9 protein-coding genes and 1 rRNA gene are annotated in these 13092 nt (G+C 37.6%); 3 read left to right on the plus strand and 7 right to left on the minus strand.

Annotated features, from left to right (window positions below; genetic code table 11):
• Positions 1-92: 92 nt before the first annotated feature.
• The 3 genes from B5440_RS04245 to era all read right to left on the minus strand — a co-directional run bounded on the left by B5440_RS04245 (position 93) and on the right by era (position 5337).
• Complete coding sequence (locus B5440_RS04245) at positions 93-2852, minus strand: TonB-dependent receptor (RefSeq protein WP_070054786.1); 2760 nt, start codon at positions 2850-2852, stop codon at positions 93-95.
• Between the two features lie 104 nt (positions 2853-2956).
• Complete coding sequence (gene der / locus B5440_RS04250; RefSeq protein ID WP_070054787.1) at positions 2957-4264, minus strand: ribosome biogenesis GTPase Der; 1308 nt, start codon at positions 4262-4264, stop codon at positions 2957-2959.
• Positions 4265-4455: 191 nt separating this feature from the next.
• A complete protein-coding gene (era, locus tag B5440_RS04255; protein ID WP_070054788.1) occupies positions 4456-5337 on the minus strand; it encodes a GTPase Era in 882 nt (293 codons plus the stop codon).
• Positions 5338-5686: 349 nt separating this feature from the next.
• Between era and B5440_RS04260 the strand changes: the two genes are divergently transcribed.
• Positions 5687-7228: a SulP family inorganic anion transporter gene (locus tag B5440_RS04260; RefSeq protein WP_070054794.1), complete on the plus strand. Its 1542-nt coding sequence runs from the start codon at positions 5687-5689 to the stop codon at positions 7226-7228.
• A gap of 29 nt (positions 7229-7257) precedes the next feature.
• The gene (locus tag B5440_RS04265; protein ID WP_394330417.1) at positions 7258-8700 is read left to right on the plus strand and encodes a TonB-dependent receptor; all 1443 of its coding nucleotides are present in this window, start codon (positions 7258-7260) and stop codon (positions 8698-8700) included.
• Between the two features lie 54 nt (positions 8701-8754).
• Here the strand turns inward: B5440_RS04265 and B5440_RS04270 are convergent, their stop codons facing one another.
• The 3 genes from B5440_RS04270 to B5440_RS04280 all read right to left on the minus strand — a co-directional run bounded on the left by B5440_RS04270 (position 8755) and on the right by B5440_RS04280 (position 11725).
• Entirely contained in the window at positions 8755-9078 is a 324-nt protein-coding gene (locus tag B5440_RS04270) for a TraR/DksA family transcriptional regulator (protein WP_070054790.1), read from the minus strand.
• A gap of 142 nt (positions 9079-9220) precedes the next feature.
• Entirely contained in the window at positions 9221-11167 is a 1947-nt protein-coding gene (locus B5440_RS04275) for a M1 family metallopeptidase (protein WP_070054791.1), read from the minus strand.
• Between the two features lie 93 nt (positions 11168-11260).
• Entirely contained in the window at positions 11261-11725 is a 465-nt protein-coding gene (locus B5440_RS04280; RefSeq protein WP_070054792.1) for an RNA methyltransferase, read from the minus strand.
• Positions 11726-11840: 115 nt separating this feature from the next.
• On the opposite strand from B5440_RS04280, the gene B5440_RS04285 reads away from it, so the two are divergent.
• Positions 11841-12671, plus strand: a complete 831-nt coding sequence (locus B5440_RS04285) for a universal stress protein (protein ID WP_070054793.1) — start codon at positions 11841-11843, stop codon at positions 12669-12671.
• A 108-nt stretch (positions 12672-12779) separates the two neighbouring features.
• On the opposite strand, the gene rrf is transcribed toward B5440_RS04285, so the two are convergent.
• Positions 12780-12888: ribosomal RNA gene (rrf, locus tag B5440_RS04290) — 5S ribosomal RNA — on the minus strand.
• Between the last annotated feature and the right edge of the window lie 204 nt (positions 12889-13092).

Below are 13092 nucleotides of genomic sequence, written 5' to 3' on the forward strand. Positions count from 1 at the left end.
GGTAATCTAACCATGTTAGAAGCTGAAACAAGTTCAGCTTGACGGAACTAAAACATCCCAAACAGTCTTTTCATTTCCAGAAGAAGTTAAAACTATCTCCCTCTCTTATTATTAGGATCTTTTCCGCCAAACTTGCTTATTTTATAAGTAAAACTCAGCATAAAATATTGTTCCAAAACCAGTTCCTGGGTATCCTGAATAAAATCGTCTCCGGTAAATCTTCTAGTTGCTATATTTTGATCCAGCAAGTCGAAGACTTTAACCTTTAGCGTTCCATTATCTCCAAGAATTTCATAGCCTAAACTGGCGTTCCATAAGTAGAATGAATTCTGAAATCCCGGCGAAGCGTTCCCGATAGACTGGTAGGCGATATCGCTTCCTATTACAAATTTCTCTGGCCAGAAAGAGGTAAGCGCCAAAGAAATGTTCTGATTCTTATAATTCTCTTCCCTGTTATTAAAACTATATTCAGCATCCACAAACTCTACGCTGTAAAAAGGTTCTAAAGTCACCAGGTCTCTAAAATTATATTCTACACTTAAACTTGGCGTCAAGTTTAAACTTTTAGAGAAATAGCGTTGCTCGTTAGTGAAACCTATATTTTTATTGAAATTCCCATAAATTCCACCTCTAATTTTTATAGAACTTTCATTTTCCAATTTAAAGGTTTTATCCATACTTCCACCCCCAAAGTAATTATAAGCGCCGTCTACATTCGTGTAAGTAGTAGTTCTTACTAAATCCTCATCTACAGTACTACGAGTCACCACCTGGTCATTAGTGAAGTTTCCTCCTAAATAAGCATAAAACCCTGAACGCGTTTTAAAATCAAAATTATTAAAGTTGACATAAAACCTGTGCCTCAAAGCCGGTCTAAGATCTGGATTACCGGTAATGATGTTCAGCGGATTTATAGTATTGGTAACCGGCTGTACTTGAGTAAGTGAAGGTGTATCCCAGGAGTTGTTATAATTAAAATAAATAGATTTTCCCTGTGATAAACTATACCTGAAATAGGCGTTGGCAAATAAATTTTCGTAAGTATTATCTATACTCGTTTCAGTGAAAAGATCCCTATTTTTTAATCGAAGACTTTGAAAACCTCCTGAAAGACTGGCTCTTAATTTTTCATCGTTATAAACAAGGCCTAAACTTGGGCGATGTTCAAAAGATTCAGAAACAAAATCGTTACTTAAGTCATTATCAAGTAGGGTATAATCACCTTCCTCGTTTACATCGTAAACCAGGCGCTCGTTTCGGCCATCTTCCTTATCAAAATCATAACTTACATCCAGCATTAATTTTTCAGTAATGGGAAAACGGGCACCTAGATCAATACCATAATTATTATCCCTATTTTCTTCTGAAATTAACTGATCCTGAACATCGGTATTTACCAGTTCTCCTTCCTGGTTATAGATCTCCCTTTCTGAAAAGAAATTATCATCCTGAGAACGGGTGTTATTTTCATTATTGAAACTAAGGCTGTAATAACCACCATTTTCACCGAATTTACGTGTAAAATTTAATCGATTAGAAAAATTCACGCTATGTACTTCAGAATAATTATCGGTTAAAGCCGTGTTTATTGGTGTACCATCCTCTTTAACAGATTCTGTAAAAGACTGGTTAGAAGAGCGACCGCTATTGGTATTAATATTTGGTCTAACTGAAATTCTGGTTAAAGTATCTGGCTGAATTTCAAAACTCAGACTAAAACGGTGATTATTATTAAGTCTATTGCTACTGGATTCTGAATTATTAAAAAATCTTCTATTGGGCAGAATATTTTCTCTTTGGGTTTTGGTTTCGGTGATATTATCGGCGCGGCTATAAAAATAATTGGAAGAAAGTTCGGTTTCCTGCGGCCATTCGTTTACTAAACTAAAGCCGGCATTATCAGATTTTGTGATCCCATTACCTGATCCAAAACTATTACCGTTTATACTAAAATTCCCACCACGACTCCTGGTTATAGAATAGGCATTACGGCCCATAGCATCGTAGATCTCGTCAAAAGAAAACCCGGAAGAATTGATATTGTTTGAACTCGCCAAAAGACTAACGCGAAAATCATTTTTAAAATAGTTTCCAATTCCGCTTAATTCATACCGATCGTTGGTTCCGCCACCGGCAGTAAGCCTCGAGAAAAATCCGCGATTCTTATCTTCATCAATGGTAATATTGATCGTCTTATTTTCAGCATCACCTTCTTTTCCGGTAAATTCTTCAGATTTTGTTTTACTATCTACCACCTGGAGTTTATTAATTAATTCCTTTGGGAGGTTTTTAGTAGCAATTTTAGGATCATCCCCAAAGAATTCCTTTCCGTTCACTTTAATTTGAGAAACCTGGGTGCCGTTTACCGTTATACTTCCGTCCGTCGCTACTTCTACCCCGGGAAGTTCTTTTAGTAATTCTTCAAGGTTTGCATCTTTACGTGTTTTAAAAGAAGCAGCATTAAATTCCAGAGTATCTTTCTTTATCGTTACCGGTGCGCGAGAAGAAGTAATTGTTATTTCATCTAAAGCATTATCGGCCACCTGCATTTTTATCGTACCTAAATTGAGTTTTTCATCAATTTCTAATTTTTGGCTATGCGTTTTAAATCCGGCGTAGGAGATAAGTAAATTAGCGACTTCGAGCCCGCCATTTCCAGCAAGTTGAAATCCCCCAGAATTATCCGAAATAGTATAGGTAACCAAACTACTGTCTGCAGGTTTTTCCAGGTACACCGTAGCTGATTCCAGCGGTTCCCCCTGCGGGCCGGTTACTTTACCATTAATTTCAAAATTTTGGGCAGTTAAATTTCCTGCCAGGAAAAGCAAGACAAGGGAAAGTAAAATTCTCATTTAGAGTATAGGTGTTAAACGTTGAAAAAATCAGGACAAAGAAATGCCTCACTAACTATATTGGTAGTTAGACTCTCGATTTGTTACAAAGTTTAACAGGAAACTTATTTTTTTCTGAAATACACTGAAATTGGCACTCCAGTTAGATCAAATTCCTTCCTTAACTTATTCTCTATAAATCGTTTGTATGGATCTCTAACGTATTGCGGAAGATTACAGAAAAATGCGAATTGCGGCTGTGGCGTAGGTAATTGCGTGCAAAACTTAATTTTCACATATTTTCCTTTATAAGCCGGCGGCGGATTTTGCTCTATTATTGGAAGCATTACATCGTTAAGTTCACGGGTTTTAATTTTTTTACTGCGGTTTTCAAAAACAGTAACTGCAGTTTCAATAGCTTTAAAAATACGTTGCTTGGTAAGCACAGACATGAAAACAATCGGCACATCGGTAAAAGGCTCTATTTCGCGTCTTATCATTGCTTCATAATCACGCATACTATTGGTCTCTTTCTCTTCAACCAAATCCCATTTATTAACCAGGATCACGATTCCTTTTCGGTTTCTTTGCGCCAGCCAGAAAATATTTTGAACCTGACCATCAAATCCACGAGTGGCATCTAAGATTACCAGGCAAACATCACAGTTTTCTATGGCACGCACAGAACGCATTACCGAGTAAAATTCGAGGTCTTCCTTAACCTTCGATTTTCTTCTAATCCCGGCAGTATCTACCAGGTTAAATTCAAACCCGAATCTATTATACTTGGTATCCATAGCATCGCGGGTAGTTCCCGCAATGTCTGTTACGATATAACGTTCTTCGCCTATTAGCGCATTTATAAAAGAAGATTTCCCCGCGTTAGGACGACCTACTACAGCAAATCTTGGTAATTCTGTTTCTTCTACGGCTTCATTTACCGGCAAAGCTTCAATTAGAGCGTCCAGCAAATCTCCTGTTCCACTACCATTTGTACTGGCAATAGGAAAATATTCACCAAGACCTAAAGAATAAAATTCGACTGCATTCTCCAGCCTTTTATTATTATCTACCTTATTTACCGCTAAAAGAACGGGCTTATCTATTTTTCTAAGCAGTTGTGCTACATCCTCGTCCATTGGAGTCACGCCACTTTCAACGTCTACCATAAAAATAATGGCATCGGCTTCATCTATTGCAAGTTCTACCTGCTTATCTATTTCGGCTTCAAAAACATCGTCGCTTCCTACTACATAACCACCCGTATCTATAAGGGAGAAATGACGCCCATTCCAATCAGATTTTCCATAATGACGGTCGCGAGTAACCCCACTAACCGAATCTACAATCGCCTCGCGGCGTTGAATTAATCTATTGAAAAAGGTAGATTTCCCAACGTTTGGCCTTCCTACAATGGCTACAATATTGCCCATAATATTATTATTTAATCCCTCATTGAGGTTTTATTCCCTGAATTTATTCAGAGAATTTAATTGTTTGCAAAATTAGTGTAAAAATTCGGGTTTACCCGAAACTTAGAAAACGGAAGTTTCCAGGGCAGGAAATTGAAGTTTTTTGAATTGAATTTCCTGTAATAAACTTTAAAATTTTAGTTCAGAAAAAATTATTCATTATATCCGAAACGCTTTAACTGGCGCTGGTCGCTTCTCCAGTTTTTATTCACTTTCACATAAAGTTCTAAATGAACCTGTTTTCCGAAGAATTTTTCAAGGTCTTTCCTTGCTTCTACTCCAACCCTTTTTAGAGCCGCTCCTTTATGGCCAATGATGATACCTTTCTGGGTATCACGCTCTACCATGATCACGCTTCGCATTCTAATAATTTTCTCTTCCTCAAAAAATTCCTGGGTATCAATTTCTACTGCATAAGGAATTTCCTTTTTATAATGCATTAAGATCTTTTCGCGAATAATCTCATTTACAAAGAAACGTTCAGGCTTATCGGTAAGTGTATCTTTTGGATAAAATGCGGGAGATTCTGGAAGTAGTTCTATAATTCGGTTAAAAACTTCGGCAACATTAAAACCTTCCAGGGCCGAAATCGGGAAGATTTCAGCATTAGGCACCTTCTCTGTCCACATCTGCACCTGACTTTCCAATTCTTCCTGGTTAGATTTATCAATTTTATTCAGCAATAAAATAACAGGAATATCGGTTCCAATTATTTTATTGAAAAAGGCTTCATCTTTAAGTTCCTTTTCACCAATTTCCACCATATACACCAACACATCGGCATCTTCAAAAGCAGATTTAACGAAACCCATCATAGATTCCTGCAACTCGTACGCCGGTTTTATAATTCCCGGGGTATCACTAAGAAGCATCTGGAAATCTTCCCCATTTACAATTCCAAGAATTCTGTGACGCGTTGTTTGCGCTTTAGAAGTAATAATGGAAAGTTTTTCGCCCACAAAAGCGTTCATCAAGGTAGATTTTCCAACATTTGGGTTCCCTATTATATTTACAAATCCTGCTTTATGTTCCATTTTGATAATTTTAGTGATGCAAAGGTAAGACGATTAGACAACAGTTAACTTCTTTTGATTCAAATTTATTTACCAGCCTGAATTCTTATTATCCAAATAACAAAAATTATTATTAAATTGATAATCAGACGCGTTCATATTAACAAAGCATTAAAAATTCACACTTAAATTGTCCCGGACTTTTCTATTAAAAATAATTAGCTAATTTTGCCGCCTCCAATGAAACATGCAAGAAGCATACAACCCTCTCAACTTACTCCGCCCTAGGTAGTTAAGCACACTTGCGTTATTGTTCAAAATTTTCCGCGGAAATAATCCGTATTCCAATATTTATTTAAATTTTATTCAGATGAAAAAGATCTTCAACCTGTTTGATTTTTCACAAAAAGTAGATTATAAAAATGAAATCTTAGCCGGACTTACTGTTGCCCTGGCTTTAATTCCTGAAGCCGTAGCCTTTGCCCTAATTGCAGGACTTTCGCCTTTAACCGGTTTATATGCCGCATTTGTAGTTGGTTTGGTAACCGCTGTTTTAGGAGGGCGCCCGGGAATGATATCGGGTGCCACCGGTGCCGTAGCTGTTGTTATTGTAGCTCTTGCTATTTCTCACGGCCCAGAATATGTTTTTGCGACCGTTGTTCTTGCCGGTTTAATTCAAGTCCTGGCGGGAGTTCTGAAACTCGGTAAATTAATTAGGCTGGTACCACATTCGGTTATTTTTGGCTTCGTAAACGGTTTGGCGATCATTATTTTTATGTCTCAATTAAACCAATTTAAAGTACCAAACGCAGCAGGAGAATTAGAATGGATGACAGGCACCCCGCTTTACACTTATCTTGGCCTGGTAATTACTGCAATTCTAATAATTTGGTTATTACCTAAGCTTACAAAAGTGGTTCCCGCTACCCTTGTAGCAATTTTAGTGGTTTTTGGGATTGTTGCTGCATTTGGAATAGACACCAAAACAGTTGGAGATATCGCCTCTATTAAAGGTGGTTTTCCTCCTTTTCATATCCCAATGGTACCTTTTAATCTGGACACTTTGATGCTTATTTTGCCTTATGCTGCTATTATGGCTGGCGTGGGACTTATTGAAAGCCTGCTTACCCTAAATATTATAGACGAAATTACCGAAACCCGAGGAAGCGGGAATAAAGAATGTGTAGCGCAGGGAACTGCAAACGTGCTTTCAGGCTTTTTCTCCGGGATGGGAGGTTGTGCTATGCTTGGCCAAAGTTTAATTAATGTTTCTTCTGGTGCAAGGGCTCGCCTTTCTGGAATTGTAGCTGCTGTAAGTTTATTGATCTTTATCATGTTTGGCTCTGGAGTTATTGAGTTGCTACCAATGGCTGCCTTAACCGGGCTTATGATCATGGTCGCGGTTGGCACCTTTGAGTGGGCGAGTTTAAGAACTTTTAGAAGAATGCCGAAATCTGATATTTTGGTAATGGTATTAGTAACTGTAGTTACCGTAATTCTTCACAACCTTGCACTAGCGGTATTAATTGGAGTTATAATCTCTGCCCTGGTATTTGCCTGGGATAATGCAAAACGTATTCGCGCAAGAAAAAGAATTGATGAAGAGGGAGTTAAACATTACGAAATTTATGGCCCACTTTTCTTTGGATCTGTACAGGCGTTTAACGATAAATTTGACGTTCTAAATGACCCAAAAGAGGTGATCGTGGATTTCTCAGAAAGCCGTGTTGTAGATATGTCTGGAATTGAAGCTTTAAATAAACTTACCCAAAGATACCATAAACAGGGCAAAACACTTCATTTAAGGTATTTAAGCCAGGATTGCCGAAGACTATTGAGCAATGCCGATGCAATTATTGATGTAAATATTTTAGAAGATCCAACCTATAAAGTTGCAGTAGATAAGGCTTAAGTTTCTTAACTTTAGACTTCAAACTAAAAATGCACGATACAATGTCTATAATTGCTGAAGGAGAAAAGAAGTTTGAAGAAGTAACTTCCGTTCAAAACAAGGCGATGCGCCTTAATTTGAACGAAAATATTTACGGGACCTTTGCTGAAATTGGCGCAGGTCAGGAAACAGTTCGTCATTTCTTTAGGGCAGGAAATGCGTCTGGCACCGTGGCTAAAACATTAAGCGCCTACGATAAAGATTTTAGCGATGCTATCTACGGAATGGAAGAGGATAGTCGCTACGTTACCGAGGCACGCTTAACCAGTATGATGCGTTATGAAACGGGACTTATTGAAGACCGTATTTCCCGGCTGAAGCATCCAAATAAGTTATTTTTTAGTTACGCGAATACCGTAGCTACAATAGACTGGGCAAAAAAATATAAAGGTCACGGCTGGTTGGGAATTAGATTTCAAACCGAACCCGGAGGAGATTATAATGAAATTGTTTTACACGTTCAATTTCACGAAAACAATGCGGCTCACCAGCAAATTAGTTTAGGGACTATGGGAGTAAACCTTATTTATAGTGCATTTTATCACCATGATAATCCCAAAAAGCTACTCAAACATTTATTTGACCACCTGAGTACCGATAAACTTGAAATTGACGCGATAAATTTTACCGGCCCTGCTTTTAAAGATGTTGATAATCGATTAATGAGCCTGGAATTAGTGAAGGACGGCATTACAGAAGCCATTATGTTCGCTCCAGATGGAAATAACATTCTACCGGCAAGTATACTCTATAAGAAAAATATTTTAACCCTTCGTGGAAGCTTTAGGCCGGTTACCAAAGTAAATATGGCGATGTATGAGAAATCTCTGGAGCTTTTTCTCAACGAAAAAAAGGTAGATAAAGATAATACCGTGGTTATCTTCGAAATCACACTTTCCAACCTTAAAGGTGAGGGCGAAATAGATGAACAGGACTTCCTGGACCGTGCAGACTTACTGGGTTCTCTAGGCCAAACAGTAATGCTCTCTAACTTTCAGGAATATTACAAAGTAGTAGAGTATTTTGGACAGCATACTAAAGAAAGAATGGGCTTAACTATGGGTGTGAGTACTTTTCGCGATATTTTTGACGAAAGATATTACCGCCACTTAAGCGGAGGTATTCTTGAAGCTTTTGGAAAACTGTTCTTTAAAAGTCTTAAGGTATATCTTTATCCACTTAAAGACGAAGAGACTGGCGAGATTATCACCAGTGAAAATTTAAAAGTTCATCCCAGGATGCAGGAACTTTTCCAATATTTCAAAGATAATGGTCGTGTTGTAGACATTAAGGATTATGAAACCGATACTTTGGACATTCATTCCAGGCAGGTTTACCAAATGATTAAAGAAGGAAAACCTGGTTGGGAACCTATGCTTCCAAAGAGTACTGTAAAGATGATCAAAGAGAAAAACTTATTTAAAAACAAGTAAATATAAAAGCTGCAGAATTCCTGTTTTCAGTAAAATCAGGATTTTTGCTGTTTTTTATTGAGCACAGTTTACACACAGCAAACTTTCAGGACGAATCATAAGCCGCCCAACGGGAATTGGTTTTTTGCAACGAACACATATTCCAAAATCTTCACTTCCGGCTTTTTCAAACACTTTTTTTAGACTTTTAAATTTCTGCTCTGCCTGTCTTAAAGCAGACTCATTTATGCTTTTATTGTTAATGGCATCCATTCGGGAGACACGACCTATTGCATTTTCTGGCGAGATTGGTTTTGTGAGTTCTCTATAATGAATTATTTGTGCTTCCGTTTTTTCAATTTCAGCCCTAATCTTATCTATTACTTCCTGATTGTCCATTTATTGCTACTTTAATTTATTCCCAAGAGATCCTGATTTCATAATTCAGGATAGTTTAAAAATACAAAAAGCTATCCGAAATAAATCGAATAGCTTTCCGTATAAAAGCTCAAACCTAAGAGATTTTGACCCTTAAATGAGTTTAATCCTCGTAAAAAGATTTTGGCCAGGTATCGTTACCTGCATTTACGTCTGGTAAAATTTTATCGGGATCTAATTCTACATTTTCGATAGATTTATCTGTTCTGTGTAAATAATTCCAGGAATCCCCACGTTGCCAGATCTCTACCGGAAGGGTCACATTTTCTGAAGAACCATCTTGGTAGCTAATTTCCATTTTAACCGGCATTGGAATCTCTCCTCTATTTGCAACAGAAATTATATAGTTATCTTGATATTGCCTCACGCCATCTATACCCAGGTCTATATTACCGGTACCATAGAACCATTTGCTAAAAAACCAGGATAGATTTTCACCTGAAACATTTTCCATATGGTTAAAGAAATCTGCAGGTTGGGGGTGCTTGTAAGCCCAGGTTTCAATATAAGACTTAAAAGCATTATCGAAACGCTCTTCACCTAAAATATACTCTCTAAGTAATAATAAGCCAATAGCAGGCTTGTAGTAAGCGATCATCCCAAGGTTTCTTAGGTTTGAAACATCTGGATAAGTATCTATACCTTCGCGCTGCTCACTGGTAAACCAGCCCGTCATATTCCTGGTTTTATTTAACCTCGCAGGATATTCACCGTCATTAAAATCTAAAGTACTGTAATAGTTGATAAAAGTATTAAAACCTTCATCCATCCAGGCGTATCTTCTTTCGTTAGTTCCAACAATCATTGGGAACCAGTTGTGGCCAAATTCGTGATCCGTAACGCCCCAAAGAGAAGCACCTTCACTTTTCCAACTACAAAAGTTTAAACCGGGATACTCCATTCCACCTATATCAGCAGCCACATTTACTGCTACCGGGTAAGGATAAGGAAACCATTTCTCAGAATAATGTTCTACGGAAGCTTTAGAATATTCAGTAGAACGGCTCCAGGCGCCCTGGCCATCACTTTCCTTAGGATAAGCCGATTGTGCCATAGCTTTTTTTCCGCCAGGTAGATCTATTTTAGCGGCATCCCAGATAAATGCTTTTGAAGAACCAAAAGCTACATCACGAGTGTTTTCCATCTTAAAATGCCAGGTAAGGGTTCCCTCCTGCTTTGCACGCAAAGACATATCGTTTACTTCTTCTGGCTTGATTAAATAAACGGTAGAATCGCTTTTAGACGCTCTATCCATTCTTTCCCTTACCGTAGAAGATAATACCTGTCTTGGATTCTGCAATTCTCCTGAGGATACCACAATATGGCTAGCTGGAGCAGTAATTTTAAAATCATAGTCGCCATAATCTAGGTAGAATTCACCAGCACCAAGGTACGGCTCAATATTCCAGCCTTCTACATCATCAAAAACTGCAGCTCTTGGAAACCATTGCGCTAGAGCATAAATAGTTCCATCCTCTACATCAAGTCTTCCCATACGGTCCATACCATCTACCGGAATTTTATATTCAAAATTCATAGAAACAGTAGCTTCTCCACCATTAGCAGGAATTGGATCTTCAAAGAAAACCTGCATCCTGGTATCGGTTATTAGATAATCTGAAGAGGAACTTCTTTTTACTTTTGCTTCCAGGTGAGAAATAGTGTACCCGCCATCTATATCACCATTATAACGATTTCCCTGAATTGGAGTGGTTAAAGTTCCACGGGAATCTTCGGTAAAACGGTTTTGCTCCAAATGCATCCAGATGAATTCTAATTCCTGAGGACTATTATTGGTATAAGTTAGTTCTATTTGTCCTTTTATGGTGTGATCTTCATCATTCAAGGTTGCTTCAATCTTGTAATCGGTTTCATTTTGCCAGTATTCCGGGCCAGGTTTACCTGAAGCTGTGCGGTACATATCACCGCTACGATCCATAAATTCATTAAAATCTTTTTGGTTGTTTTCCACAACCTCCTGTGCTTTAGCGCCGGTAGAAAATAAACCAGCAACGGCCAGGCCAAGCATAGCTCTGGATAAGTATCTCATTCTTTTAAGTTTTTATTGTAATTGGCGCTAATTTAACCAAACTGATTAAAAATTCCAGATAAAATGGAGCTTATAAATCTATTGAAATAGGAATCAGGTAGAAAATTTTGATTTACTACTACGATCATACATAATAATACTTCCAGCAACAGAAACGTTTAAGCTTAAAGTTGATTGAAATTTAACCAGGAAATGAGATTTTTCAATGGCCTCTTTTGAAAGTCCGTGATCTTCTGCTCCAAGTAAATAAACGCAACGTCTTGGATGGGTAAAGGTTTCCAAAGCCTCTGCATTTTCAGTAAGCTCAACACCTACAAGCATAGCACCTTTTGGTAAATGCGCATAGAAATCTTCAAAGGTTTCGTAATGAAAATAAGGCATTGCCCCAACAGCTTTATGGGTATCGCAGGCCTGCTTTGCATAGCGATTTCCAATAGTATATATAAAACTTGCGCCCATATTTTGCGCGGAGCGCCAAAGCACGCCTAAATTCTCCGGAGTTTTTCCGTTTTGTATTCCAATTCCAAAAAAGCCCTGTTCTAAATTGTTTAATTTCATAAGTGCTTCAAAAATAATAGAATTAATCTTTCTGCGGAATTCCTCCTGAATTAAACCTGATATTTATCATTTTAAAATTTACAGCTGGAGTTTAACTTTATGGAAAATAAGCGTCATGAAATATATACTCGTACCAACCGATTTCTCTGAATCTGCCAATAATGCTTCAGAATTTGCGATTCAAATAGCCAAATCGCTGCAATACCCTATACGCTTTTTACATAGTGTACAAACACCGGTAGAATGGTCTAAATTAAATATTCAGGACGAAAAAAAGTATCCTGAAACTAAAGAACGGATAAACTCTGCAAAAGATCAATTAAAAATATGGGAGCAAAAAGCAACTGACAAAGGGGTTGATGCAGAGCATAGTTTAATTTACAACACAGGGATGGATGAGCTTGTAAATTATGTTAAGCCAGAAAATTATGAATTAGTTATTATGGGAACCCACGGCGCCAAAGGTTTTGAAAAAATAATGGGTTCAAATACACAAAAACTTATTCGCCACTCGAAGGTGCCGGTAGTAGCTATAAAGCATAAATTTAATTTCAATCAATTAAAGAACATCCTAATTGCAAGCGATCTAAAAGAAGAATCTCAAAAAGCATTTAAAAAAGTCTATGGAATTTTAGAAAAGTTAAATACTAAAGTTGAACTGGTTTATATAAATACACCGTATAATTTTAGAGAGACTGACCAAATAGATGATATGGCAGCTGAATTCTTAACCAAAACTGAAATTAAGGAATTAAAACTGCGATGCTTAAATGCCAATAATGAAGCCCGTGGAATAGGAATGGCACTCAATAAATTACATCCAGATCTATTTACAAGCATTACTCACCAGCGTACGGGATTTGATACCATTTTTAGCCCTAGTATTACGGAAGAAATTATTAATAATTACGAGTTGCCGGTTGTAAGTATAAACCGTGAGATATAGGTTAAGTATTTGATACTGTTATAATCAATCACCTTCTTATACAGCGCTGAAAATCCTTAACTTTCGGGTATAAAAAAACCCTTCATCGAGATGATGAAGGGTTCCAAAAAAAGGCGGTGACATACTCTCCCACAAATAGCAGTACCATCTGCGCTAACGGGCTTAACTTCTCTGTTCGGAATGGGAAGAGGTGAGCCCCGTTGCCATAACCACCTTAAGTCTTTAGTATGCAGTTTACAGTCTATAAGTTCGCAGTATTACTGCTTACTCTTTTACTTACAACTGCCTACTCTAATAAGTTGACATATTTAAGAAACAAAGAATATAGATAAACTTGGGTAAAGCATTCAAGTCCCCACACCTTTGCAGGCGTGGGAATCGCATCAAGCTTTACGGATTATTAGTACCACTCGGCTATGAC

It is taken from the genome of Salegentibacter salarius (assembly GCF_900168265.1).
GTDB lineage: Bacteria > Bacteroidota > Bacteroidia > Flavobacteriales > Flavobacteriaceae > Salegentibacter > Salegentibacter salarius.

What these genes read in the sequence shown, in the direction of transcription:
- era (WP_070054788.1), bottom strand. Translation starts at nt 5,337, where the DNA reads ATGGAACATAAAGCAGGATTTGTAAATATAATAGGGAACCCAAATGTT.
- B5440_RS04280 (WP_070054792.1), bottom strand. Translation starts at nt 11,725, where the DNA reads ATGAAATTAAACAATTTAGAACAGGGCTTTTTTGGAATTGGAATACAA.
- B5440_RS04285 (WP_070054793.1), top strand. Translation starts at nt 11,841, where the DNA reads ATGAAATATATACTCGTACCAACCGATTTCTCTGAATCTGCCAATAAT.
- B5440_RS04270 (WP_070054790.1), bottom strand. Translation starts at nt 9,078, where the DNA reads ATGGACAATCAGGAAGTAATAGATAAGATTAGGGCTGAAATTGAAAAA.
- B5440_RS04275 (WP_070054791.1), bottom strand. Translation starts at nt 11,167, where the DNA reads ATGAGATACTTATCCAGAGCTATGCTTGGCCTGGCCGTTGCTGGTTTA.
- B5440_RS04245 (WP_070054786.1), bottom strand. Translation starts at nt 2,852, where the DNA reads ATGAGAATTTTACTTTCCCTTGTCTTGCTTTTCCTGGCAGGAAATTTA.
- B5440_RS04260 (WP_070054794.1), top strand. Translation starts at nt 5,687, where the DNA reads ATGAAAAAGATCTTCAACCTGTTTGATTTTTCACAAAAAGTAGATTAT.
- B5440_RS04265 (WP_394330417.1), top strand. Translation starts at nt 7,258, where the DNA reads ATGCACGATACAATGTCTATAATTGCTGAAGGAGAAAAGAAGTTTGAA.
- der (WP_070054787.1), bottom strand. Translation starts at nt 4,264, where the DNA reads ATGGGCAATATTGTAGCCATTGTAGGAAGGCCAAACGTTGGGAAATCT.